This window comes from Alteromonas sp. AWQ4_252, from assembly GCF_056158205.1.
The window spans coordinates 2871642-2896637 of sequence record NZ_JBSWSV010000001.1 but is presented as its reverse complement, the minus strand read 5'-3'; the positions used below and the strand labels follow the sequence as shown (position 1 = coordinate 2896637).

At 43.9% G+C, this 24996-nt stretch carries 22 protein-coding genes; 12 read left to right on the top strand and 10 right to left on the bottom strand.

The window, feature by feature from the left end; all coding sequences use genetic code 11:
* Positions 1-246 precede the first annotated feature (246 nt).
* Both cysK and ACXACM_RS12760 read left to right on the top strand, forming a co-directional pair.
* The gene (gene cysK, locus ACXACM_RS12765) at positions 247-1212 is read left to right on the top strand and encodes a cysteine synthase A (RefSeq protein ID WP_474822166.1); all 966 of its coding nucleotides are present in this window, start codon (positions 247-249) and stop codon (positions 1210-1212) included.
* Positions 1213-1351: 139 nt separating this feature from the next.
* On the top strand, positions 1352-1810 hold the full coding sequence (locus ACXACM_RS12760) for a hypothetical protein (RefSeq protein ID WP_474822164.1): 459 nt from the start codon (positions 1352-1354) through the stop codon (positions 1808-1810).
* A 1-nt stretch (position 1811) separates the two neighbouring features.
* On the opposite strand, the gene ggt is transcribed toward ACXACM_RS12760, so the two are convergent.
* Positions 1812-3545 (bottom strand): gamma-glutamyltransferase, encoded by a 1734-nt coding sequence (gene ggt, locus ACXACM_RS12755; RefSeq protein WP_474824336.1) that lies wholly within the window; start codon positions 3543-3545, stop codon positions 1812-1814.
* A 35-nt stretch (positions 3546-3580) separates the two neighbouring features.
* Positions 3581-4345, bottom strand: coding sequence for an enoyl-CoA hydratase (locus ACXACM_RS12750; protein WP_474822162.1), 765 nt, complete (start codon positions 4343-4345; stop codon positions 3581-3583).
* 59 nt (positions 4346-4404) lie between these two features.
* On the opposite strand from ACXACM_RS12750, the gene rrtA reads away from it, so the two are divergent.
* Positions 4405-5037: a rhombosortase gene (gene rrtA, locus ACXACM_RS12745; protein ID WP_474822161.1), complete on the top strand. Its 633-nt coding sequence runs from the start codon at positions 4405-4407 to the stop codon at positions 5035-5037.
* A 32-nt stretch (positions 5038-5069) separates the two neighbouring features.
* On the opposite strand, the gene ACXACM_RS12740 is transcribed toward rrtA, so the two are convergent.
* Entirely contained in the window at positions 5070-7562 is a 2493-nt protein-coding gene (locus tag ACXACM_RS12740) for a prolyl oligopeptidase family serine peptidase (protein WP_474822160.1), read from the bottom strand.
* A gap of 265 nt (positions 7563-7827) precedes the next feature.
* On the opposite strand from ACXACM_RS12740, the gene ACXACM_RS12735 reads away from it, so the two are divergent.
* Complete coding sequence (locus tag ACXACM_RS12735) at positions 7828-8364, top strand: glutathione peroxidase (protein WP_474822158.1); 537 nt, start codon at positions 7828-7830, stop codon at positions 8362-8364.
* A gap of 369 nt (positions 8365-8733) precedes the next feature.
* Here the strand turns inward: ACXACM_RS12735 and ACXACM_RS12730 are convergent, their stop codons facing one another.
* Positions 8734-9981 (bottom strand): cystathionine gamma-synthase family protein, encoded by a 1248-nt coding sequence (locus tag ACXACM_RS12730; protein ID WP_474822156.1) that lies wholly within the window; start codon positions 9979-9981, stop codon positions 8734-8736.
* A gap of 207 nt (positions 9982-10188) precedes the next feature.
* Here ACXACM_RS12730 and ACXACM_RS12725 point away from each other — a divergent pair, with 207 nt between their 5' ends.
* The gene (locus ACXACM_RS12725) at positions 10189-10965 is read left to right on the top strand and encodes an NRDE family protein (RefSeq protein ID WP_474822155.1); all 777 of its coding nucleotides are present in this window, start codon (positions 10189-10191) and stop codon (positions 10963-10965) included.
* 108 nt (positions 10966-11073) lie between these two features.
* On the top strand, positions 11074-12264 hold the full coding sequence (locus tag ACXACM_RS12720; RefSeq protein WP_474822153.1) for an amino acid aminotransferase: 1191 nt from the start codon (positions 11074-11076) through the stop codon (positions 12262-12264).
* A 65-nt stretch (positions 12265-12329) separates the two neighbouring features.
* Here the strand turns inward: ACXACM_RS12720 and ACXACM_RS12715 are convergent, their stop codons facing one another.
* From ACXACM_RS12715 to ACXACM_RS12700, 4 genes are all read right to left on the bottom strand, one after another.
* The gene (locus ACXACM_RS12715; RefSeq protein WP_474822152.1) at positions 12330-13505 is read right to left on the bottom strand and encodes a response regulator; all 1176 of its coding nucleotides are present in this window, start codon (positions 13503-13505) and stop codon (positions 12330-12332) included.
* 94 nt (positions 13506-13599) lie between these two features.
* Positions 13600-13974, bottom strand: a complete 375-nt coding sequence (locus ACXACM_RS12710; protein ID WP_474822151.1) for a hypothetical protein — start codon at positions 13972-13974, stop codon at positions 13600-13602.
* Between the two features lie 77 nt (positions 13975-14051).
* On the bottom strand, positions 14052-17207 hold the full coding sequence (locus tag ACXACM_RS12705) for an efflux RND transporter permease subunit (RefSeq protein WP_474822149.1): 3156 nt from the start codon (positions 17205-17207) through the stop codon (positions 14052-14054).
* The gene (locus ACXACM_RS12700; RefSeq protein WP_474822147.1) at positions 17200-18429 is read right to left on the bottom strand and encodes an efflux RND transporter periplasmic adaptor subunit; all 1230 of its coding nucleotides are present in this window, start codon (positions 18427-18429) and stop codon (positions 17200-17202) included. Before ACXACM_RS12700 ends, ACXACM_RS12705 begins: the two co-directional genes overlap by 8 nt.
* 322 nt (positions 18430-18751) lie before the next feature.
* On the opposite strand from ACXACM_RS12700, the gene ACXACM_RS12695 reads away from it, so the two are divergent.
* Positions 18752-19060, top strand: a complete 309-nt coding sequence (locus tag ACXACM_RS12695) for an isoamylase early set domain-containing protein (RefSeq protein ID WP_474822145.1) — start codon at positions 18752-18754, stop codon at positions 19058-19060.
* A gap of 31 nt (positions 19061-19091) precedes the next feature.
* On the opposite strand, the gene ACXACM_RS12690 is transcribed toward ACXACM_RS12695, so the two are convergent.
* Positions 19092-20018, bottom strand: coding sequence for an electron transfer flavoprotein subunit alpha/FixB family protein (locus ACXACM_RS12690; RefSeq protein ID WP_474822143.1), 927 nt, complete (start codon positions 20016-20018; stop codon positions 19092-19094).
* Positions 20015-20767, bottom strand: a complete 753-nt coding sequence (locus ACXACM_RS12685; protein ID WP_474822142.1) for an electron transfer flavoprotein subunit beta/FixA family protein — start codon at positions 20765-20767, stop codon at positions 20015-20017. Before ACXACM_RS12685 ends, ACXACM_RS12690 begins: the two co-directional genes overlap by 4 nt.
* 251 nt (positions 20768-21018) lie before the next feature.
* Here ACXACM_RS12685 and ACXACM_RS12680 point away from each other — a divergent pair, with 251 nt between their 5' ends.
* From ACXACM_RS12680 to fldA, 5 genes are all read left to right on the top strand, one after another.
* A complete protein-coding gene (locus ACXACM_RS12680) occupies positions 21019-22662 on the top strand; it encodes an electron transfer flavoprotein-ubiquinone oxidoreductase (protein ID WP_474822140.1) in 1644 nt (547 codons plus the stop codon).
* Between the two features lie 112 nt (positions 22663-22774).
* Positions 22775-23167 (top strand): H-NS histone family protein, encoded by a 393-nt coding sequence (locus ACXACM_RS12675; protein WP_474822139.1) that lies wholly within the window; start codon positions 22775-22777, stop codon positions 23165-23167.
* Between the two features lie 137 nt (positions 23168-23304).
* The gene (locus tag ACXACM_RS12670; protein WP_474822138.1) at positions 23305-24087 is read left to right on the top strand and encodes an alpha/beta fold hydrolase; all 783 of its coding nucleotides are present in this window, start codon (positions 23305-23307) and stop codon (positions 24085-24087) included.
* 106 nt (positions 24088-24193) lie between these two features.
* Complete coding sequence (locus tag ACXACM_RS12665; protein ID WP_474824334.1) at positions 24194-24412, top strand: DUF2788 domain-containing protein; 219 nt, start codon at positions 24194-24196, stop codon at positions 24410-24412.
* A gap of 31 nt (positions 24413-24443) precedes the next feature.
* On the top strand, positions 24444-24968 hold the full coding sequence (gene fldA / locus ACXACM_RS12660; RefSeq protein ID WP_474822136.1) for a flavodoxin FldA: 525 nt from the start codon (positions 24444-24446) through the stop codon (positions 24966-24968).
* The last annotated feature ends 28 nt before the right edge of the window (positions 24969-24996 follow it).

Sequence of the window (24996 nt, the reverse complement as noted above, 5' to 3'; positions counted from 1 at the left end):
CGTTCAACGATTGAAAATATAAGAACCATCGTTTTGTCGCCCAGGTTACAAGCATATTGTCCTAAGATAATGATGGGTGTGATCCACCTCATCGCAAAGTAAACTAAGATATAGCAAAAAAGCACTTTTCATTTTGCTTTTTGACATCAATTATATACAGGTAAAAAGATATCTGTGTGCTTGAAACAGCCAAAGAGGTTGTGGCACGTTTGTCTGCAGATATCATGAACCAGGTAAGGAATCATAATGCAAGTATTTGACGACAATTCACTTTCAATCGGTGGCACACCACTCGTAAAACTAAACCGTGTCACTGGTGGTAACGTCTATGCGAAAATTGAATCGCGTAATCCTAGTTTCAGCGTGAAGTGCCGCATTGGTGCCAACATGATTTGGGATGCAGAGAAACGAGGCGTTCTTACAGCTGGCAAAGAAATTGTTGAGCCAACCAGTGGTAACACAGGTATCGCGTTAGCATTCGTTGCGGCTTCCAGAGGTTATAAACTTACACTTACCATGCCCAGCAGCATGAGCTTGGAACGCCGCAAATTACTCAAAGCGTTGGGCGCAAATTTGGTGTTAACAGAAGCACCTAAAGGTATGAAAGGCGCCGTCGCCGCAGCTCAGGAAATTGTTGATTCAAACCCGGAAAAATACGTACTGCTTCAACAGTTCGATAACCCGGCAAACCCAGAAATTCATGAGAAAACCACAGGCCCTGAGATCTGGGATGCAACCGAAGGTAAGGTCGATGCTTTTGTAGCCGGCGTTGGTACAGGTGGCACTATCACTGGTGTCAGCCGATTTATCAAAAACACAAAGGGTAAAGCAATCACATCAGTTGCTGTTGAGCCTACTGATTCACCGGTCATCACTCAGGCCAAAAATGGTGAACCTCTTACCCCTGGGCCACATAAAATTCAAGGTATTGGTGCTGGTTTTATCCCTGGAAATCTCGATTTAGACCTTATCGATGAAGTCGAACAAGTGACTAACGAAGAGTGTATGGCCATGGTACACCGACTAATGAAAGAAGAAGGTATATTAGCTGGAATTTCATCCGGTGCCGCTGTAGTGGCTGCCAAACGCTTTGCGGAAAAACCCGAGAACAAAGATAAAGTCGTCGTTGTATTACTCGCTAGTGGAACTGAGCGCTACCTAAGCAGTCCATTGTTCGCTGGAGAGTTTACTGATCACGAAGAAGTACAGTAAAGGCTAAAAAATAGTTCAGAGCGGGGTGTCCACCCCGCTTTTTTTTTGTCATTATACTCATCCATTGAATGTCACCTTTGCTTTTCTTCAAAGCAAACCAGAGTTAAGTAGTGATTTTTTCTGCTGTATGGAAGCTATTATGATTTCACAACGTCGCCTCACCCTTCTTTCATTCTTTATCTTATTGTTGCTAGCCGGCTGTGAAAAAAAAGAGCCTGGTATAGGGCGCTACGGTATGCTGGATGATAACACCCCCGATTACGCTGCTGTGATGTTTATGGATAGTGTTTATCAGGATAAAAACATTGACCGTGCTTTATCACTGAGTTCAGAAAGTATGGGGCGTATGTTACGTAAATATCACACAAACCGGAATGTTCAACGGCACATTATCAATCTACGATACGATAAAGTAACTGTCACCCCACAGGGTTCAAATCGCGTTGGGCGTAACGAATTTGCAGAAAAAGCAACGGTTACCTTGTTTTTCAGTGGCACTTATAACGACGACAAAATTGAAGATTTACGTACAGTTCAATTGATCCAGGAAGACGGTCAGTGGAAAGTTGACCGAATTGACCCGGATCATTTCATGTAGCTTATTGACCTACAGCAACGCCTTCCCGCCGTGGGTCTGCACCGCCAATTAGCTGTCCGTCTTTCAGCTGAATTCCGTGCAGGCCAGAGTTGAGATCGATGATTTTTACCGTGTGCCCCAGTTTCTCCAGAGGGGCTTTCAGCGACTCCAGTGGTGTACCTTTTTCTAATGCCATGTAATCGTTTCTGTTAGTCATACGAGGCAAGTTGATGGCTTGCTGAATATTCAGACCAAAATCAAGCACACCGAACAATGTCTGGGCAACATAACTTACTATACGACTGCCGCCTGGCGAGCCTAGCACCAACGACAAGTCGCCTTTCTCATCAAATACCATCGTTGGGCTCATGGCACTTCTTGGCCGTTTCCCTGGTTCGACACGGTTAGCCACGGGCCACCCACCTCGTTCCGGATTAAATGAAAAGTCGGTCAACTGGTTATTTAACAAAAAGCCTTCCACCATTAAGCCCGACCCAAACATAAATTCAATACTGGTGGTAATAGATACTGCGTTGCCTTGTTTATCTACAACAGAAAAGTGGCTGGTATTGGGTTGTTCCAGGTTCATTCCAACGGAAATTGCAGCTTTAGTGTAAGGTTCACCCGCACGGGCTTTCTTCCATTGTTTGTCTGCAGCTATTCCTTGCGCGCGCCGTTTTAAATATGGGTCGTTGATAAGTGCAGCGAATGGCAAATCCACATAATCGCTGTCTGCTATGTATTTCTCTCTATCGGCGTAGCTCAGTGCACTTGCCTGGGCAAACAAGTTAGCAAAATCTACACTGTCGGGAGATAGCGTAGATATATCCTTGTCTTTGAGAAGTTTTAAGATCTGAAAAACACTGATCCCGCCAGAACTCGGCGGCGCCATACCGCATATTTTGTGAGAACGGTAATCGCCACAAACGGGCTTTTTCTCCACTGCTTCATAAGAAGCTAAATCTGCTAACGTCATTTTACCCGCGTTGATGGGAGCACTATTGACTGCTTTGACAATTTTTTCGGCAATGGGGCCTTTATAAAAGTAGTCTGCTCCTTCTTCTGCAATATGCCGTAATGTGTCTGCCAGTGCTTTATTTTTCCTGATGGCACCTTCTTTAAGCGGTAAACCAGCCGGGTAAAAATAGGTAGCACTGGAGGGAAACTTTTTCAAACCCGGGTGTCTGTCAATCTCTACCAAATGTGCCAATCGTGGAGACACCTTAAAACCGTTAGCACTGGTATTAATGGCATCGGTAAACAGTTCCTTCCAAGGTAAATTACCAAAGGATTCTTGTGCAGTTTCCAGTGCTCGTAACGCTCCTGGGACGCCCACAGATTTACCGCCGACCACAGCCTCGAGCCAACTCATGGACTTTGTACCGTTGTAAAACCAATAGGGATTCACAGCAGCGGGCGCCGTTTCGCGACCATCAAATGTATGCAGCGTCTTTGTAGTGTTATCCCAATAAAGAATAAAAGCACCACCACCGATCCCCGACGATTGTGGCTCGACCAAAGTAAGCATTGCCTGAATTGCAACTGCCGCATCAATAGCAGAGCCGCCCTTCTCGATGATATTTTTTCCCGCCCATGACGCATAGGGATTGGCAGCAACTACCATATAATCTTTAGCGACGTGGGCCTGTTTACGCTCGTAACCGGTGGCAGCTTCAGGTTCGTTTCTTTCAACGGCCTGAACACCCAATGCAAGTGTGACGGAAAGGTATACAGCTTTAACTGCTGTTGACTGCATTAATTCACGAAATTTCAAACTCTGGATTCCCCACTCTATTTAAATTTTTCAGTATTAACCGGGCGCTTATTGATAAAGGCATCGAACGCTTCTTTAGCAGCATCGCTACTAAGCGCTTCTAAGAAAACATCCAGTTCTGCGCTAATTTGCTTCTCTATTGCATCGTCTTCATTGCTCATTAACAATTTAGTTTGTTTAAGTGCAAATGTGGGTTTCGCGGCAAGTTTCTTACATACAGACACGACTTTGCCTGTAAGTTCTTCTGAGGGCACAATGTCATTGAGTATACCAAATTGTAGCGCCTCTTCAGCGCCAAAAACCTCTCCGAGCATCAGCCATTCACTCGCCTTTCTTCGGCCAGCAATACGCGGCAATATGTAGCTTGACGCGTATTCCGGTACTAAACCAAGGTTAATAAACGGCATACAGAATTTTGTGTTCGGAGCACTGTAAACCAAGTCACAATGTAGCAATAAAGTTGTACCTATGCCTACCGCAACACCATGAACTTCAGCAACCACAGGACAAGTGCAGGTGCGCAAAGCTTGCATAAACGCGTTGATCTCAGCAATGGTATCGCCCTCTTTGCGTTGTGCGAAGTACTCGATGTCGTTTCCGGCAGTAAATCCGTCACCTTCTCCCCTGATGTGTACAACCTTAACAGCATCATTGTCGCTGGCATGTGAAAGCGCATTCGCCATATCCTGATACATGTTCGGTGTCAGCGCGTTTTTCTTTTCCACACGATTAATAGAGATAGTCATAATATGGTTGTCGATCGTGGACAATACCTGGCTCATCGATTTCTCCTTTGCTACTAGGGCGTTTTCTTGTCGTTTTTTTTGTATGATACCGGCTAATGGTTTCTCAGTTCAAAGATTTCATCTTGCTTTTAGAAAATAAACAAGGCTTTACTGGCCCGCTTTTACTTATCTTGTTATGCATTACCGCCTGGTTTTTTGAGCCCAGTTCAGGTGAATGGCTTGCATATGACCGCTTTGCGGTTCAGGGGCTTGAAACCTGGCGTTTACTCAGTGCAAATATTGTCCATACAAATGGCAATCATCTGTTGCTCAACGTAGCTGCATTATTATTGCTCACTGTTCTGCACAGCGAACATTATCGGATACTGCGCTTTTTTAAGTTATTTGTGTGGTGCGCACTTTTCACAAGTATAAGCATCTACTGCTTTTCAACAGATATGATTTGGTATGCGGGACTTTCTGGTGCCTTACATGGTGTTTTTGTTTGGGGAGCGCTTATGGACTTACGCGCAGGCTATAAATCTGGTTGGGTTTTGCTTGCGGGCGTTGTAATAAAAATCTTATACGAGCAAAAATTTGGTGGATCAGCAGACATGGCTGCGTTAATCGACGCATCTGTGGCTGTCGACGCTCACTTATATGGTGGACTCGCCGGCTTTACGTTTTATGTGCTCTTCGTAATACCTGGCGTAAGCGCATTAATTCAAAAAAACAAAAATATTCATTGATTGCACCAGCTTATTCACTGGTGCAACTTGATTTACAGGTTTGTTTCGAACAGTTTGTAAATGCGTCGATATTCATCAAGCCATGAGCTGGGCTGAACAAATCCGTGTGGCTCAACAGGATAGATTGCGGTTTCGAAATCGGTTTTTTCGAGCTCAATGAGGCGTTGTACAAGCCTTACCGTGTCTTGGAAGAAAACGTTGTTATCAACCATTGGAGCGATGATCAACAGCGGCTTTTGTAATCCTTCTGCAAAATAGATAGGCGAACTGCGCTTATAGGCAATAGGATCTATATCTGGGGTATTTAAAATATTGGACGTGTAACCATAATTGTAATGCGCCCAGTCAGTTACGGGCCGAAGCGCTGCACCGGCAGCAAAAAGTTCAGGCTCATTAAACATAGACATAAAGGTTAAAAAACCGCCGTAAGAACCACCATAAGTACCGATTCGGTTTACATCTACATTGGCGTTCTCTACTAACCAGTTAACGCCATCCTGCAAATCCTCAACTTCAGGGGTCCCCATCTGACGGTAAATTGCTGTTCGCCAGTCTCTCCCATACCCTTTCGACGCTCGGTAATCCATATCCATCACCACATAGCCTTGCTGAACCAGCATGCTGTTGAACATATACTCACGAAAATAGCCTGACCAACCTAGGTGGGCGTTTTGTAAATAACCCGCTCCGTGATTGAACACCACTGCTTTTCTGGCAGGGCCTGACATCGTATTTTCCGGTAAGTAAATTCGCGCGTAAATAGGCTGCGCTGAATGAGAAGACGGTATTGCCACTATCTGAGGTACTGCCCAAGGCAGTGATAAAAATTTGTCGCTTACCGTTTGGGTGATCTGTTGTACAGGTGCATCTGTCACCGCAGGTTTAATAAAAAGCTCTGGTGGCCGATTGACTTTACTATGAGTAAGCAAAAGGCTGTTGCTATCGGGACTAAGAACATAATCGGTGATGCCATTGAGCTCGGTTAATACTTCGCTTTCACCTGTTAAAGTGGATACGCGATAAACCTCGTAAATGCCAGGGTGTTTTTTATTGGCAGTATAATAAATATATTCGTCGTTGCGCGTAAGCGACGGTGACTCTACGACAAACTGACCATGGGTTAACTGTCTTGGGGTGTCTCCCGGCTTGTGTAGGTAAAGGTGCGAATAGCCATCCCGTTCTGATTGATAAAATAACGTAGCTGATTGATTAAGCCAACCAAACTGATTGTGACTGTAATTAATCCATGCATCATCGTGCAGACGTTCTACGACTTTTAATGTGCTGTGTTTGAAGTCAACGGTTACTATCCAGCGGTCTTTGTTGTCTGCAGCCTCCAACATAAGGGCTGCATTTTTACCACTTGAATGCCATCGAATAGAAGGGTTATTGATATTTCGACCACTCAATAACTTTATTTTTCTTGGTAAGCGGTTAACCGTATACGTTTCCCCTCGTGCCGCGGCGTTTTCGGCTTTGACAGAGGCTAAAACATCGTCGTTATAACCCGGTAAAGACACGTATGAAAGCTTTGATTTTTTCCCTGAAATGAGATTGATGAGCCAAACATCGTGTTGAACCTCCTCGCTGTCTGCTACTCGCTGTCGCACTCTGATTGACGCGATTCTGCCGTCTTCCTGAATGTAATGTGGCATGATATCACTGTCGCTGCTGGCTCCCCTGTTCTCAGTGGTTGCAATTAGTGCATAATTACCATCAGGAGACACAGAAGCACTTACCAAACGGTCATCTTTATTAAAATACAGAGTCTCGGGCGCATAAGCGGGACTCACCAAGCGCACATCCTGCTCTCGCTGTGACGCAGCCTCCCTTTGTTGTCTTTTTTCCGCCACATATTCAATGAGCGCGTGTTGTTCCCTGGCGATATAATCACCAGCCGGAGACACTGCTTCAGGTTTATCAGAAAACGCCCAACTCAAAAGTACTTCACGTTGCCCCGTTTCAACGTTTATCGCAATAATACTATTACCACTTCTGGCACTGAGTCGTCCGTCGGTCATAAAACGGATCCCCCGTAGCGCCTCTCCACCTCGGGTTAACTGAACAATAGTATTGTCTTGTTTTTTCACAAACAGACTATTGTCTACTCGAAATGCAATAATATTGCCGTTCTGACTAACCACCTTCTCATCGAACCGATATTGATAGATTTCCGACAGGGGTACAGCTTTAGCGTTTTTTGGGCTGGTTACCGATGCCGCGTAAACATCGTAAAGATGACTCCCTTTTTTGCGCTGCTCATAAACGATTTTCTGACTATCAAGGCTCCAGCCCGGGCGTATTGGCATGTTCCCAATCCATTGAGGATCGGCCATGATTTGCTCAAGAGTGATGGCTGTATTATCGGTTTGCAACTCGACTACATCCGGGTGTACTGGGGGCATTGGATTTGTTATTACCGCTTCTGGTTTAACGTCACTGCCAACTGTTTCGACCGTTGCCATACATGCTGATAATGATTCGCAAAGTGCGACTGTCGCCAAAATGCTTAACATTTTTTTCATTATGAATTGTTCTTTTATGTGTTATGAATTGATTTGATACCCATGACTAGCTTAAAAAGCAAATAACCGGTATTACTAAGAGTTGTGAACAACCTCAATTAGACCGGGATGTAATAAGTATACATACAAGTTCATTACATCACGTCAGGTTTATCGATACTACTTTATGACTTGTCGCGACGTTTAGAAAGTGCGTTCATAAGCTTTTTTGAAGAGTCTGCGTTATTTGTATGCTCATAGAATTTGCCATGTAGAAGAGAATCAAATGAAAAAATTATTACTGTTACTCACATTGACAATGTTTGCCAGCACCTCTTTGGCAGACTCGTGCCCCTCTGTTTTAAAATTTGTAAAAAGAAAACTCAACTCTCAGGAAACCGTCAATTTATGCGATGCATACAAAGGTAAAGCCATATTAGTTGTTAATACAGCAAGTTACTGTGGTTACACCCCACAATTTGAAGGCCTCGAATCCATCTATGAAAAGTATAAAAATGACAACTTTACAGTTCTTGGTTTTCCATCTCATGACTTCAATCAAGAATATAAAGACGAAGGAAAAACAGCAGAGCTTTGTGAACTTACTTACGGGGTAAAATTCCCCATGTTCGAACCAACAACCGTCAAAGGAGATGAGCAAGATCCACTTTACCGTATGTTAACTAAAGCAACTGGGAAGGCTCCTAGCTGGAACTTTAATAAGTATCTTATCGATGCTAAAGGAAACATCGTGAATCATTATAGTAGTCAGGTGAAACCAAATGACCCAGTTTTGGTGAAGGATATCGAAGCAGCGATGTAAAATAAAAAAGCCCCGCTCTGGGCGGGGCAATCAAGCACACTCAACTTGGAACACACTTTAGCAACAAGAAACAAAATCATTTCGCTTCTTTGCGCTAACTGCATTGATTTAGTCAACGAGCAATTACGTTAGTTCAAATTAAATTGTATATTTTTTTAGATAAAAATTTTTGATGTTGGTGATGTGTAATGCAACTACATTATTTGGCAGGAAAAAATGGAGCAAGCAGCGGCATTAAACTATCAAAAACGTACAAAAGTTCGCCAAAACATCATACGACAAAATGAATGTCCGCATACTTGCTAAATGCATGTTATCAGGTTTGTAGTAAAATTGCTGCTGCAATAACGGATATTTTACAAAAACAAACTAATTCGCCATCGCGGCTAACGCTTGTTCAAAGTCGTTAATCAGGTCTTCCGTGTCTTCAATGCCGATGGAAAGGCGTATCATTCCTTCAGAAATACCCATTTTAACCCTCTCCTCGCGACCATTTTCAAAGTAGATTGTGGGAGCAACGGGTAGTGCCAGCGTCCGGTTATCCCCAAGGTGTGTGGCACATATCACCAGTTGCAACTGGTTAATAAAACTAACAGGGTCAATTCCGTCAACAAGATCCAGACTCAATATGGCACCATAGCCCCCTTGTAGAATTTCTCTGGCAATGAAATGCTGGGGATGTTCGGCAAGACCCGGGTAATAGACCTTAGTGACTTTCTCGTGACTTTCTAAATAGGTAGCCAGTTTTACTGCATTGGTGCAATTTTGTCGCATGCGAAGACCAAGCGTTTCCATTCCCGTCGCTATGGTGTGTGCCGAACTCGGCGCCAATGTCGCGCCAATGTCGCGTAAACCGCGCTTCTTGATTTGGGTAAGCCCCCATTGACCTGTATCCGCTACCTGATAATTGGGTTTAATATTGGCGAAATGTTGCCAGTTGAATGTCCCTAAATCAACGACAACTCCACCGAGAACATTTCCATGCCCGGATGCGTATTTGGTTAACGAGCTTATCACCAACGATGCACCAACACTTTTTGCATTGAATAGCGGAGGAGGTGTCATTGTGTTGTCCAACACGAACAATAGATCTTGCTGTTTGCAAAACTGCCCTATGGCTGACACATCGGCCACCTGCGTCACTGGATTGGCGATAGTTTCCGTATACACCATGCGGGTATTGGGTTGATAAGCGGCGACGACTTCCTCAACCCGGGTCACATCGACAAAGCTGATTTGTACACCAAAATCGTCAAGTGTGTCCATTAAACAACGGGTATTGCCAAATAAATATTGACTGACAATAATGTGATCACCGGCTTTTAACAGTGCAAACATAGTGCTGCTGATAGCCGCCATTCCGGTGGCAAAACACAACGCCCCTACGCCACCTTCCATGTCGTTTAGCATACCCTGCAAGGCTGCAACCGAGCCGGATGAAGAGCGTGAATAAACGTGCGCAGCTACTTTACCCTGAAAAGCATCTATAATGCCCTGAGCATCATCAAAAGCAAATAAAACTGAATTCGTTGTACTGGTATGAACTGCGCCGTGTTCAGGTGTGTTTAAGCACAGATCTGCGTGTACCTGACGGGTAGTGAATCCCTTTTTATTCACAGTGTAAAACTCCACATTGATAAAGTGTCAAAGCTTGATGACCGGACAAACAGATATCATTGATCTGTCTGCAGGTAGTGAGAAAACAAACCAAGCAAAAAGAATAATTTTACCGTAAACTCGATGCGCATCCCAGTGGCAATTTAGTGCCAGCGAACACTATTTGTAATATGCTGGCTCATAATAAATTTCAACATGCTACGCCTAATGTGTATTTTATTGATTGCTAATAACGTAAGGGACGATTATCCCCTCATTATTGCTGCAAACAGAGATGAATTTCATCACCGCCCCACCCATCACGCGCAGCGTTGGTCAGATCACCCTTCAATTTATGGCGGCCGGGATTTAGTGGCTGGTGGAACCTGGTTCGGCTTGGCTGACCATGGCAACCTGGCAGCAATTACAAATATCAGAGCGCCACAGACAACCTTGTCGAACAAGCGTAGTCGAGGCGAACTTGTGGTTAAGTACCTCACCTATGATGGCTCACATAAGCGCTTTCACGAGAATTTATCGACGACACGCGGGCATTACGAAGGCTACAACCTGTTGTTCGGGAATTGGAAAAACTTGTCGGTTTATAATAACCACAATGATACCGTCCAACATTTAAGCAATGGATTTTACGGTCTGTCAAATGACGCGTTAAATACACCTTGGCCCAAAGTCACCTCAGGGCTTATAGCGCTGGAGCAAAAAGTGATGGAGAGAGATGTCATTACTCCCTTCGACTTCCTCGACATACTGCATAATACAAAACGCGCAGAAGATAACGAGCTTCCCGACACTGGTGTGCCCTACCTGTGGGAGAAACGTTTGTCGTCTATTTTTATTAGTGGGGAAGAATATGGTACTCGCTGCTCCACCGTTCTTCTGGTAAACAAACTCGGTGAAGCGCAATTTGTTGAATATAGCTATGGGCCTGGTGGTGAATATATCGGTGAACGAGAGGCAAATTTCACTTTTTCACTTGTACGGTAAAAATAACCCATAATATTGCGTAATTTTTTAATTTTTGGGGTCGTATTTTGCGTTGGCGGTGGCATAATGCCGGACTCGCTTAATTATCACGCAACGTGAGGACATACTGTGTTTGAAGTTTTACCCCAACTCGCTCCCGACCCAATCCTGGGCCTATCAGCAGCTTTTCGCGAAGATACCAATTCGGCAAAAATTGATTTAGGCGTAGGCGTTTATAAAGACGAACAGGGAAATACACCAATAATGACATCTGTGGCGAAAGCGCAACAGATCCTATTGGAACGTGAAACCTCTAAAACTTACATCACACCACAAGGTCATCAAGGCTACATTGATGGCATGCTTGAACTACTCCTCGGTAAAAACAGCAAAGTAATAATGGCTGACCGTGTTGCCGCAGTGCAAGCACCCGGTGGTTGCGGTGCTTTACGGATCTTATCTGAGCTCCTGGCACGTTGTGGCGATAATATGAAAGTGTGGGTGAGTGACCCGACCTGGGCAAATCACATCCCCCTCATTGGATCTGCAGGCCTACAAATTGAGACTTACCCCTATTTTGATAAAAAGGCTGAAGGCATTAATTTTGACGCCATGATGGACACCCTATCGCAAACAGGTAAAGGTGACGTCGTGTTATTGCATGGATGTTGTCATAACCCTACTGGTGCTGATCTGACAAATGCTCAGTGGGATGAAATCCTCAAACTAGCGCAGGAAAAAGGTTTCCTTCCGTTCATTGATGTAGCATATCTTGGCTTTGGTGACGGTCTTGAAGAAGACGCCTATGGTATCCGCTTGCTCTCAGAAAACTTACCTGAAGTAATCATTGCCGCTTCTTGTTCGAAAAACTTTGGTCTTTATCGTGAAAGAACTGGCTTGGCAGCAATTATAACAGAAACCAGTGCGACGAAAAAAATTGCCCAAGGACAAATTCAGTCTGTGGCTCGAGGAATTTACTCTATGCCTCCAAGCTGGGGAGGCGCGCTGGTCGATATTATCCTGGCCGACAACGCTTTGAAAACAGAATGGATGACAGAAGTCAATGAGATGCGTAACCGCATGCAGTCCCTTCGTACCATGTTAGTTGATAAGTTAGCCGAGAATGGTGCAAACCGTGACTTTAGCTTCCTCAATACGCAAAAAGGAATGTTTTCATTCCTATGTATTACCCCGGAACAGGTTAGAGAAGTACGCAGTAAACACAGTGTTTACTTTGTTGATTCAAGTCGCGTGAATATAGCTGGAATTAACCAGAAAAACGTCGATGCCCTGGCAAAGGCGCTGGTTTCGGTACTCTAACCAATTTAAGCCAGACATTTAATTCGTCATTTACTACAGGAAGCGGCCCTTGTTGGCCGCTTCAATTAGAAAAACTCAAGATCACGGTAATCTTCATCGTCGCTTTCTAAAACCAACGTATCGGCCTTTACCCCCATATCCAGCATCCGATCTTTTAAACGCTCTTCAATACCTGTATACAAGTTAACCAAGTCTTTTAGAGACGTACTCTTGTCCCCATTGCCATTCGAAGTTTCTAATGCTGTTTCTACAATTTCCAACATACGGCTAAGTGGGTAAGAAACGTTTAAATCTGCGTTTAGCGCTTCCACAATATTAATGGCTAAACGCTCTGCGCCAGCAAGGTTTTGTCTTTCTGCAGACGTATTTGCATCATTTAAGTGAGAAGAAAAGTGCAATAAGTCCTGATGGGTTTTCGCCAGAGCACTATCTTTCATGACAGCCGTAACCTGCTGATTTATTGCTGGCACCAGCATTTTACACATCGATAATAACGTATCATGGGCCCCACCCGACTTGTCCGCGACATGCTTAATTAACAATGAAACGTCTGCACTGTTAACCAAAGTTCGACGTCCAAATCGATATGTACTCCCTTGCCTTCGCAGAACAGAAAACACTTTTACTGTGGTATCATCGCAAGGCAGTAAGTTTGTATCAAAATGAACTGGGCAACTCCCATCGCGAAACTCCATTGCCACCTGAACGCCATTTAAGCGAAAGGCATTAATCGTGGCTTTAGCTATGTCTGGAATTGATCTAGCCTTAACTGTTTCCGCCAGAATGGAAATTCCGAGTTCGTATAACGCTGAATCAGTTTTTGCAGATAGTGTATCAGCCGCTTTTTGCTGATTATCCGCCCGCATTTGTCTAACGGTAAGTAACTGATGCTTAAGTGCAAAAAGTGTTTCGGTAAACTGAATGACTTTGTATGGCTTTGTGATGTAGTAAGATACACCACCATTATAAGCTTGTATCATACTCGATTCGCGATTGTCTTCACTGACCACAACAATAATTGGCGTGATCAGTGGGTCATCACGATGTGTATTAGCTGCCAGGCAGGTGGCATTAAGGTTGTCAATTTCCCAATTGCAAACAATAATGTCGAAATTCGACGTGGCTAACACTTGTTGTGCGGCTTCAAAGGAATGCGTTGTACTAATATCAAAACTTTCCGACAAAGACAGCTGATATATCTCAGCCTGTACATCGTCGTTTTCCACCAGAAGTAATTTCACAATTGCGGTTCCCTTGTTTGCTCCTATGTAGTTATAGTCGCTATACGGTGTTCTCGCACGTCTTCCTGGTAAGAAACGGTGATCAGAAGCTCAATCATGCCGCAATATCGTGTCTCTGGGTTGCTTTTTTCTGTGCCTCAGACACTAATATCTGTAACTTTTTGCACGCCTTGACATAATTCGCATCACGCTGAAAGTAAACCTGCTCGATCACATCGCCTTGTTCGTCAATAAGAAAACTCGCAAGGCGTGCACTTCTGTGCGGCAAATACCACGTATGAAGCTTGAAATTCACATGTTGCGGGGCAGACTCCACGATTCGCCATATACAGTATGGAACGTGCATACCAATACTATCTGCAGTGCCCCCTTGAAGTACCTGAAGACACTGAGATACATCTCGGCCTTTGTCTAAACGAATTCCATAACGTGAAATAAGCTTATCGATATTTTTCATGCCTGTGTACATAGCAACACCTCATTTACTGTATAAGTAAACAGTACTGTATATGCGTTCACATATCAAGCATTTTGTTTAAATTAACATCAATTTGCGATTTCAGGATCCTTTGTAACGGTATATTTTGTTGTTGAATCTTTTTTTCCTGCAAATAAATTACGCAGATCATGCATTATTAAATACAGGCAGGGAACCAAGATAAGTGTAATAACAGTGGCGAATAAAATTCCGAATGCTAATGAAACTGCCATTGGAATCACAATTTGTGCTTGTAAGCTTCGTTCAAATACAATGGGCATCAGCCCCATAAACGTAGTAAGTGACGTCAGAACGATGGCTCTGAATCGCTGTGTACCCGCTTGAATAGCAGCATCAATTAACCTGTGCCCTTCTTTTCTGGACCGGTTCACGAAATCGACCATTATCAGACTGTCATTCACCACTACCCCAGAGAGCGCAATGATGCCACAAATCGACAATACGCTAACGGCCAGGCCTAAAACCAAATGACCGAAAATCGCTCCCACAAGGCCAAAGGGAATGACAGACATAATAATCAACGGCTGAGAATATGAACGCAACGGTATAGCAAGCAATGCATAAATGGCAAAGAGTGCAAAAGCAAGGCCTTTTACCAATCCCAGCATCGCGTCCTGTTCTTCTTTTGAATTACCCTGTAATTTAAAGTTAACCTCGGGGTAACGTTCAAGTATATCAGGTACAATCTTGGTAGTAACTTCGCGGGTTATTTCACCTGGGTTAATACGATCTTTATCAATCTTCGCAGACACAGTAACTGAGCGACTCCCATCAACACGAACAATAGAATCGTACCCTTTGCCCAAATTTATCTCGCCCACTTCTTCAAAGGGAATATCCTCGCCTGTGGGAGTCCGCACCCGCATCGTTTGCAAGTGACTAATTGACGAACGCTCCTCTTTGGGGTATCGCACCATAACCTTAACTTCTTCATCATCGCGCTGAACCCTTTGTACTTCAGCACCGTAAAAGCCGTAACGAACCTGCTGTCCTAGCTGCTGTAAGGTAATGCCCAACGCTTCTGCTTGTTGGGTCACAGAAAGTTGAATTTCATCACTGCCACTTGCCAGCGTATCGTTGATGTCTGAAACACCCTCAAACGCAGCCAATCGCGCCTTTAATTCTCCACTGATGGCTTCAAGTGACTGAAAGCCTGAAGAGCTAAATTCGAAGCTGATATCAGCCCCTCCCATTCCACCTGGAGAGCCAATATTTAAAGACTTTATCCCAGGAATTTCCGGCATTTCATCACGCCACCGTTGATGAATTTCAAAATCTTTCATTTGACGACTTTCACCCTTGGTTAGCTCAACAAAAATCTCACCGGATGTTGAGCCGTTGTCATAGGCAATAGCGTGTTTAATAATTTTCTCGCCAGACTCACTCTCAACGTTTTCGTCCATTCTATGCATGGCATCCAACATCGCCTGAATCGTCTTATCCCGTTGTTGAATGGAAGAACCTGGCTCAAGTTCAAACGAGGCCAGCATAAAATCACTGGGAATGTTTGGAAAAAATACAAAACGAACCAGCCCCCCTTGGAACAAACCTATGGTGATGATCATCATTGCTACAAATATCGAAAGGGTCAGATATCGTGCAGAGATAGCGGTATGCAAAAATGGGGCATAAACATTATCGATAAAGCGCTTAATACCCTCGCTGAAGAAATCCCTGAATTTCTGTAAAGCGTTGGCTTTTGCAGGATCATAGGGTTTAAGTTTCATGTGCACCAAGTGTGCAGGTAAGATTAATTTTGACTCGATAAGGGAAAATATCAAACAAATAACCACAACCCAGCCAATGGTCTTCCAGATGACACCAAAGGGACCAGACACCATTAACATGGGCGTGAATGCAGCTACTGTGGTCAACACACCAAACGTGGCGGGCATGGCTACTTTCTTCACCCCCGCGATGACATTCTCTGCGCTATGGCCTTTCTTATCGATTTCTGAATATGCTGACTCACCCATGATGATGGCATCATCAACAACAATGCCCAGTACAAGGATAAATGCGAATAAACTAAGCATGTTAATTGACACATCAAAGGTGTCTAAGGGCATGACAAACAGCGCGCCGAGAAAACACACAGGTAAACCCCAGATAACCCAAAATGCCAGTTTAATTTTCAGAAACAGGGACAATACGATAAAAACTAAAAGCGCGCCGAAGAACATGTTCGACAACATCATATTTAGCCTGTCGGCAAGGTAAAACGAAAAGTCCCCCCAGGAATCTGCAGTAATATTTGCAGGAAACTCCGCCTTGTTATCGTCGAGATATTTATTTACCTGTTCTGAAATTTCCAGCGCATTTTGGTCGCCCACCGCCCTAACGCGAATGTGTATGGCATTTTTATCATCGAACTGAGAAAATTGATTATCTTCCACAAAACCGTCATTAATATGTGCAACGTCTCCAAGGGTAACCCGGGTACCATTTTGCTGAGTAATCAATACAATTTTTGCGAAATCATCGCCAGTATAAGCCTGGCCTTTTGTGCGTAATAATATATCTCCGTTATCAGTTTTTATGGCACCACCTGGCAAGTCCACACTCGATTGCCTGACAACGTTCACCACATCAGAAAAAGTGAGATTGAATTTTTGCAACTCTGTTTCAGAAAGCTCGATTGACACCTCATAGTCCCTCGCCCCAACCACAGTGGCTGAAGAGATCCCCGGAAGGTTGGCAATGTCATCGCGAACGCCTTTTGCAAACTCTTTAAGTTCTCGTTCTGTCGCATCACCATAAACAGAAATCCAAATTACATCTTGCTGAATTTTCTGTCGGTACACGATGGGCTTTTCTGTATTGCCAGGGAAACTGGGAACGGCATCAACCTGCACCTTCACTTCATCCAGCACTTCCTGAACGTCGTAGTCCTCTTCAACCTCAATGCTAACAGTTCCCAATCCTTCGACCGCTGTTGATGTAATTTGCTTGATGCCATCAAGATCTTTTACCGCTTCCTCAATTTTTAAGATTACCCCCTCCTCAACTTCCTGAGGAGCTGCGCCAAGATAGGGAACCCTGACATTTATCACATTTATCTCGAATGCCGGAAATACCTGCTTTTGAATTGAAAATGCTGAAAATAAACCGCCAACAAGCAAAATAACCATAAGCAGGTTAGCGGCGACATTGTTTCTAGCAAACCAGGCAATAACGCCAGAGTGGGTATCAATTTTACTCATTTTCACTCCCCTCATCGCTGAGTGAAATTGGCTTGCCTATTGCTGCTGGTTTATCGCCGTCGGACAATAACTCTTCACCCGCAACCCGTAATTTCATTCCCTCATAGGGGTTAGGCACCACACTGAGTATGACCTTCATTCCATTTTCAATGCCGCTGTGCAGGTAAATGTGCTTTGCTGTTGCTCTTGCTACTTCTACCGCATTAATTTGCAGTGTATTTTCATCAGAAACCGTCAAAACAGTTCCATCGAGCCGAAGTGCACTTTTTGGCAATACAAATAAAGGCTGTGTTTTCAACGACGTAATATTCGCTTCTACAAACTGACCAAAACGCAATATCCGGTTATGATTCGATTGGCCTCTGTTGTAAGGATCTACAACTTCAGCAATAGCATATATAACACGGCTACCTGCGTCCAAAATACCTTCAGTACGAACCAATTTAGCCTGCCATTCATGGGATTCTCCGGCAACCACCGCATGGATGGACACAGACGCAGCATCTTTCAGGCTGCCGTTTACATCTATAAACGCAAGTTCAGATTCAGTTATGGGCAACCTTATTTCCGCCACTTCCGTTGAGTAAAGTGTACCTATTTCTGTACCAACGCCGATAAACTGTCCAACATCAATACTCCGCGCTATTACAATCCCGTCATATGGGGCTCGGACTTCAGTTCTCGCAAGGTTACGCTTAGCTCTCTCGTATTTTGCTTCTGCAGCTTTGACATTCGCTTTTTCCCTGGCCAATTGAGGCTTTCTCAAGCCCAGAGATGGCGGCACCACACTGTTTACTGATCGCCATTCTTGTTCAGCTACCTTCCCTCTGGCAATTTCTTCTTCCAGCGCAGCTTCTGCCTGAGCCAATTCCGCTTCTGCCAGCTTCACTTCGGTCTGGTAATCATCTTGCTCTAGCACCGCCAGGACATCTCCCTTGCGGAACATACCACCGGAAACAAAAACGTCTGCTATAAGCACAACCTGTCCACTCACCTGTGCACTTAAGCGAGTTTCATTTTTAGGTACAACATTTCCCTGAGAATTGATGACAAAGGAGGTGGGCTGCCGGTAATAGGCAGATGCTTCCACGAGAAAGTCTTTCTTTTCAACCGTTTTCTCTTCCGGCGGTTTCTTAGACATGATAAGCACTACGGCTACCACTATCGCTATAACTATCACAATCAGCGGGCCAAACGTTTTTAACAATCCGCTCTTAGACATGTTCTTTCCCTTATCAACAACGACCCAGAGAGATAAAATACGTACCTCTCTAATTTCTGTGCCACCTAGTTGCAGTTCAACCAGTTTATATAGACATCGCAGATTCTAACCCTAAAGTGCTAAACCACCGCGATATAGTTTGTTAAATTTTATTTCAGTTAGAAACACATAGACTCAAGCATGTTGTTAACAAAAAAACATCAAGCTTAATCGCCCGTTTACAATGCGTGGAGAACGCCCCAACATTATTTAAAAAGGGCTTGAACTGTCTGATTTTTAGCCGTAAGTTGTAATCAGATAACGTTGTGAAATGAGGGATGTCATGAGTTTGAAGAAACAGTACTTAAAGTCTAAACCTGTATGTAAAGTCACATTCCGTTTAGCAGCCAGTGAAGCAGGCGATGCTCAAACGGCCCGGTTAATCGGTGATTTTAATGCGTGGGACGAAAGTGTGCCGCCGATGAAGAAGTTAAAAAATGGCGATTTTACGCAAACGGTCAATCTTGATGCTGATGCTGAATATGCTTTTCGCTATCTCATCGACGATGAAACCTGGGAAAATGACTGGCAGGCAGATGCCTATCGCCCCTCTCCCGTCAGCATGGAAGAAAATTCTATCGTAAAAGTGTAAATACCCGGCCGCACGCCGCGGCCGGCTTTATTTACAGGGTTTGTTCCAGTTGTGGGAGTACATCGAACAAGTCACCCACCAGGCCATAATCTGCTACCTGGAAAATAGGTGCCTCTTCATCTTTGTTTATAGCAACGATGACTTTTGAATCCTTCATCCCAGCAAGGTGTTGGATTGCTCCAGAAATACCTACTGCAATATAGAGTTGCGGAGCGACGATTTTTCCCGTTTGACCTACTTGCATATCATTAGGCACAAAACCAGCATCTACCGCTGCCCTGGAAGCACCTATGGCGGCACCTAATTTATCAGCAATCCCTTCAAGCAAAGAGAAGTTATCGCCATTTTGCATTCCTCTGCCGCCGGAAATAATTACCTCTGCAGCAGTCAATTCAGGCCTTTCTGATTCCGTGAGAGATGCACTTACAAACGCTGAACTTGTGGCCGGTATAACCTTATCGAGTTGAACTATCTCAGCGTTTCCGTCTCCCGATACAGCATCAAATGCAGATGTACGCACTGTTAACACATGAACAGATTCCTCTGACTTCACGGTGGCTATGGCATTACCTGCGTAGATAGGCCGCACAAACGTGTCCTGGGAAGCAATATCGATGATATCCGAAACTTGTTCTACATCGAGTAATGCAGCAACACGGGGCATAAAGTTTTTCCCTGTCGTTGTAGCTGCCGCCAAAATATGGCTGTATCCGTCAGCAAGAGACACCACCAGCGCTGCCGTATTTTCCGCTAGTTGATGAGCATAAGCTTCGTCACTAGCGACAATGACCTTGGTTACGCCGCTGAGTTTTGCAGCTTCACTAATAACCTCTTCGGACACCTTACCCGCAACTAAAACATGCATCTCACTATTCAGTTTGGAAGCCGCACCTGCCAATTTAGCTGTTTCTGGTTTCAACTGGCTATTGTCGTGTTCTGCAATGATCAGGATCTTCATGAAATCACCTTCGCTTCGTTCTTTAACTTTTCAACTAGCTCTGCCACGTCTGCCACTTTGACGCCGCCTTCACGTTCGGCGGGTGGCGTGACGCTAACGATCTTCACCTTAGCTGTAAGGTCAACGTCAAACTCTGCTGCAGGCAGAACTTCCATAGGCTTTCTTTTTGCCTTCATGATGTTAGGCAGCGAAGCGTAGCGAGGCTCATTAAGGCGCAAATCAGTAGTCACCACTGCAGGCATTGAAAGCGCGACAGTTTGGAGACCCCCGTCAACTTCTCGTGTGACGTTAACTTTATCGCCATCGATAATCACTTCAGAGGCAAATGTACCCTGAGGCAATTCAGCCAAAGCCGCTAACATCTGACCGGTCTGATTGTTGTCGGAGTCTATGCTTTGTTTACCCAGAATGACTAGCTGAGGCTGTTCTCGTTCATATAATTTGTGAAGCAGCTTTGCCACATGCAGCGAAGACAACTGTAAATCTGTCTCAATATGAACGGCGCGGTCAGCACCCAGTGCCAACGCCGTTCTCAATTGTTCCTGGCAAGATTTATCGCCAATGGAGACGACGACGATTTCGCTGGCAACCCCCTTCTCTTTGAGACGAACGGCTTCTTCAACCGCAATTTCACAAAATGGATTGAGTGCCATTTTGGCATTAGTCAGATCGACGCCTGTTTCATCAGCTTTAACGCGAACCTTCACGTTATAATCAATAACGCGCTTTACAGGTACAAGTATTTTCATCTTTTACCTCATTCAATGGGAAGTTGCTTTTTAAAAAACTCACTTACCCCATGTTTATAAACTATATTGGCGTAAATGTTATTCGCCTATTAACAGTGTCTCAACAAATAGACGCTGACATTATCTTTACGTTAACGTAAACTTGTAGGAAATGTACTTGCTGTTAACGTAAACGTCAACTTATATTCCCCCTGGTTTGTGGTTCGATTCCCTTAAGCAAACCAGGCAAAAGTAGCCAAGAGGAGAAAATCATGGAACGTGAGTCAATGGAGTTCGATGTAGTCATTGTTGGTGCCGGTCCCGCCGGACTTTCTTCGGCATGCCGTATTATGCAATTAGCCGAACAACAAAACCTCACACTGTCCGTTTGCGTGGTTGAAAAAGGTTCAGAAGTTGGTGCTCATATCTTGTCTGGTGCTGTGTTTGAAACCCGCGCATTGGAAGAACTATTTCCCGACTGGAAAACAGAGTCTGCTCCGCTAAATACAGAAGTCACTCGCGACGATATTTTCTTCTTAAAAGACGAGGACAGCTTTCAAAAAATTCCCGGAGCCTTGGTACCAAAAACCATGCATAACCAAGGTAATTACATTACTTCCATGGGGAACATGTGTCGTTGGCTTGCTGAAAAAGCTGAGTCACTTGGTGTTGAAGTTTTCCCAGGCTTTCCAGCTTCAGAGGTTATTTACGACGATACTGGCAAAGTGGTTGGTGTTATCACCGGCGATATGGGTCTGGATGCGAATGGTGAACAAAAAGACAGTTTCATGCCGGGCATGGAATTAAGAGCGAAATACACTATTTTCGCAGAGGGCTGTCGCGGTCACTTAGGTAAGCAGCTTATTAATAAATTTGCCCTTAATGAAACCAGTGACGAACAACATTACGCCATTGGATTTAAAGAAATTTGGGATATAGACCCGGACCTTCACGAAGCTGGATTAGTTGTACATACCGCTGGATGGCCGTTGACTAATACGAACGGAGGGGGGTTTCTTTATCATGCCGAAAACAATCAGGTCTTTGTCGGTTTAATTGTCGATTTAAATTACGACAACCCCTACTTAAGTCCATTTGATGAATTTCAACGAATGAAACATCATCCTGTCTATGCCAAATATCTGGTAAATGGAAAACGCGTGTCTTATGGTGCCAGAGCGATTACGAAAGGCGGCCTTAACGCCATTCCGGACATGGCATTTCCAGGGGGAATAATAATTGGCTGTAATGCTGGAACATTGAATTTCGCCAAAATTAAGGGAAATCACACTGCGATGAAATCAGGTATTTTAGCCGCCGATGCCATTGTAAATGCCATCGCAAAGAACCAGTCTGAAGATTTTATAGCGGACTTCAAAAAGAGGTTTAAGGAATCTTGGTTGTACAAGGAACTTGAGAGCGCAGCCAACTTTGGGCCAGCAATTCACAAATTTGGTACGTTTATAGGTGGCGCCTACAATGTCCTTGAACAAAATATTTTTGGCGGAAAACGACTGTTTAAATTAACTGACAATAAAATAGATTACGCACAACTTAAGAAAGCCGAAATGGTAAGACCCATTTCCTATCCAAAACCTGATGGTAAATTGAGTTTTGATAAATTGTCTTCCGTGTTCTTGTCAAATACGAATCATGAAGAAGATCAACCCTGCCATTTAGTCTTAAAAGATGCAGATATCCCGCTCACCATTAATTTACCCTTGTATGCTGAGCCAGCACAGCGGTATTGTCCAGCCGGTGTATATGAAATAATAGAAGAAAATGGCGAAAAGCGTTTTCAAATAAACTCACAGAACTGCATTCATTGTAAAACCTGTGATATTAAAGATCCGTCACAAAATATTACCTGGGTAACACCTGAAGGAACCGGCGGGCCAAATTACCCAAATATGTAATTATACCTGTAAACACTTTCTCTTTTAAAAGCCATATTTCATGGCTTTTATTTTATTTAAAAATTAACTATTATTCAGGGGATTTTTTACACTTCTAAATTAAGGTTAATTAATGAGCGATTTTTTAGAAATACTCACTCATGGAAGGCGTTTACAAGGTGCTGTTAAGGAATTAAGCATTGCTGAACTGGAAGCAGTTCAGGAAAAACTGGCTGGTATTATTGCCAAGCGTGTTGAAAAAGAACAAGCTGAAGAACAAGCCAAACAAGAAAAATTAAAGAAGATAGCTGAAATTCAAAAGCAACTTGAAGAAGCGGGCCTTGAGGTGAGTGATTTAAAATCATCTCCTTCTGAAAAATCCACCACGGGTAAAAAGCGTCCGGTTAAATTCGAATTAAAAGACGACCAAGGAAATATTCACAGATGGACAGGCATAGGACGTATGCCTCGTGTTTACAAACAAGCTCTTGAAAATGGCAAATCTTTAGAAGATTTTGCTATCTAAATAACTAATGCGTGTTGACCCTTGGTGAAAGAACATACCAAAAAATAGCCAGCACGATTCAGGACTTCGTGTTAATTTTTAAATTAGCACGAAGTCTCAAAAAAAGATTTCCCCTCGCCTGATATCGGATCCTAGTCATGTCCTCGTCTATAAATGTTAAGTATTCAGCGCACCCCACATCAAATGAATTACTGGTGTTAATTCACGGTTTATTCGGCTCTTTAGACAACTTGAGTTTTATTCACCGACATTTTGAGCAATCTCATAATGTACTTTCCGTGGATTTGCCTAACCACGGAAGATCAACGCACATCTCTGGGTTTTCACTGGAAAGATGTGTAGAATTAGTACTACCAGTAATCAGCGACCACGCCAACGGTCCAGTTTACGTTTTAGGACATTCCCTCGGTGGAAAAGTAGCCATGTTGATGGCACTGAACAACCCAGATACTGTGCAAAAACTTGTGGTCGCCGATATTGCACCTGTTAAGTATCCCTCTCTTCACGATGCGATCATCACATCTCTGGGTAATGTCAATCTCGAAAAGCTTAACACCCGGAGTGATGCAGACACGCAGTTGAGTGAAGGGATCCCGGAGACAGGCATAAGACAATTTTTGTTAAAAAGTCTATGGCAAACACCAGAGAAGCAGTGGAAGTGGCGTTTTAACCTCGATGATTTAGCGGAAAATTACGCAAATATTCGTGGTTGGCCAGAAATACAAAAAGCTTTTCCAAAACCCTGCCTTTTTGTAAAGGGCGGCAACTCCAATTACATTACTAAAGAGATGCAGTCAGCCATTGTCAGCAAGTTCCCGAGCGCAAAAGCACATATAATCGAAAACGCTGGGCATTGGTTACATGCCGAGAAGCCAGTGGCTTTTAATAATGTCGTTGAAAGGTTCTTAGCAAGCCAATAATGGTTGCGGAAGAACCTGTGAATTCTGAGATAAATTACGCCGTTTTCACTGCGAATAGAACGCACATTGTGATATAGTCACGGCCGAATAGTTGACTAATAAAATTATGCTTGCTGAAAATTACGAATTAATTGAAACCATTATGCTTTATGGCGGACTTGTCTGCTTGTTCGTATTAATGGGGTACGCGGTACACGACGTGCTAAAAAACAATGATGTTCCCCTGATTGGCAGAGTTGTAACTTATGGCGTTCTAGGCTTAGGCGCGTTGGGCTTTGTTGCGAAGGGTATCATTGAAATCGTCTGGCTGAGTTCCGGCGTGTAATTTCAGTTGCGAGTGCAAATAGAGGGTGATTATGGCAAGTGTAGGCTTGTTTTTTGGAAGCGATACCGGTAATACCGAACACGTCGCTAAAATGATTCAAAAAGAATTGGGAAAAAACCTCATCGAGGTCCACGACATCGCTAAGAGCAGTAAAGAACAGATCGCTGAATTCGACCTGCTTATTTTTGGTATCCCTACATGGTATTACGGCGAAGCGCAGTGCGATTGGGATGATTTCTTTCCAGAACTGGAAGACATTGATTTTAACGATAAGTTAGTAGCAATTTTCGGTTGTGGCGATCAAGAAGATTATGCCGAATATTTCCTGGATGCCATGGGCATGATACGAGATATTGTTGAGCCACGGGGCGCCATTCTGGTCGGTCAATGGCCCACCGAAGGCTACGACTTCGAAGCTTCCAAAGGCATGGCAGATGATACCCACTTTGTTGGTTTAGGTATCGACGAAGACAGACAGCCTGAGCTTACCGAAGAGCGAGTGAAAAGCTGGTGTAAACAATTGCATGAAGAATTGTGTCTGGCTGAACTGGCCTGATTTATTAAAAAGACATGAACAAAGCGAG

Excerpts from the sequence above, each read along its gene's own strand:
- ACXACM_RS12665 (WP_474824334.1), top strand. The coding sequence starts at position 24,194 with ATGCTTGCTGAAAATTACGAATTAATTGAAACCATTATGCTTTATGGC.
- ACXACM_RS12740 (WP_474822160.1), bottom strand. The coding sequence starts at position 7,562 with ATGAAAAAAATGTTAAGCATTTTGGCGACAGTCGCACTTTGCGAATCA.
- ACXACM_RS12700 (WP_474822147.1), bottom strand. The coding sequence starts at position 18,429 with ATGTCTAAGAGCGGATTGTTAAAAACGTTTGGCCCGCTGATTGTGATA.
- fldA (WP_474822136.1), top strand. The coding sequence starts at position 24,444 with ATGGCAAGTGTAGGCTTGTTTTTTGGAAGCGATACCGGTAATACCGAA.
- ACXACM_RS12695 (WP_474822145.1), top strand. The coding sequence starts at position 18,752 with ATGAGTTTGAAGAAACAGTACTTAAAGTCTAAACCTGTATGTAAAGTC.
- ACXACM_RS12760 (WP_474822164.1), top strand. The coding sequence starts at position 1,352 with ATGATTTCACAACGTCGCCTCACCCTTCTTTCATTCTTTATCTTATTG.
- ACXACM_RS12680 (WP_474822140.1), top strand. The coding sequence starts at position 21,019 with ATGGAACGTGAGTCAATGGAGTTCGATGTAGTCATTGTTGGTGCCGGT.
- ACXACM_RS12750 (WP_474822162.1), bottom strand. The coding sequence starts at position 4,345 with ATGAGCCAGGTATTGTCCACGATCGACAACCATATTATGACTATCTCT.
- cysK (WP_474822166.1), top strand. The coding sequence starts at position 247 with ATGCAAGTATTTGACGACAATTCACTTTCAATCGGTGGCACACCACTC.
- ACXACM_RS12725 (WP_474822155.1), top strand. The coding sequence starts at position 10,189 with ATGTGTATTTTATTGATTGCTAATAACGTAAGGGACGATTATCCCCTC.
- ggt (WP_474824336.1), bottom strand. The coding sequence starts at position 3,545 with ATGCAGTCAACAGCAGTTAAAGCTGTATACCTTTCCGTCACACTTGCA.
- ACXACM_RS12685 (WP_474822142.1), bottom strand. The coding sequence starts at position 20,767 with ATGAAAATACTTGTACCTGTAAAGCGCGTTATTGATTATAACGTGAAG.
- ACXACM_RS12735 (WP_474822158.1), top strand. The coding sequence starts at position 7,828 with ATGAAAAAATTATTACTGTTACTCACATTGACAATGTTTGCCAGCACC.
- ACXACM_RS12670 (WP_474822138.1), top strand. The coding sequence starts at position 23,305 with ATGTCCTCGTCTATAAATGTTAAGTATTCAGCGCACCCCACATCAAAT.
- ACXACM_RS12690 (WP_474822143.1), bottom strand. The coding sequence starts at position 20,018 with ATGAAGATCCTGATCATTGCAGAACACGACAATAGCCAGTTGAAACCA.
- ACXACM_RS12705 (WP_474822149.1), bottom strand. The coding sequence starts at position 17,207 with ATGAGTAAAATTGATACCCACTCTGGCGTTATTGCCTGGTTTGCTAGA.
- ACXACM_RS12710 (WP_474822151.1), bottom strand. The coding sequence starts at position 13,974 with ATGTACACAGGCATGAAAAATATCGATAAGCTTATTTCACGTTATGGA.
- rrtA (WP_474822161.1), top strand. The coding sequence starts at position 4,405 with ATGGTTTCTCAGTTCAAAGATTTCATCTTGCTTTTAGAAAATAAACAA.
- ACXACM_RS12675 (WP_474822139.1), top strand. The coding sequence starts at position 22,775 with ATGAGCGATTTTTTAGAAATACTCACTCATGGAAGGCGTTTACAAGGT.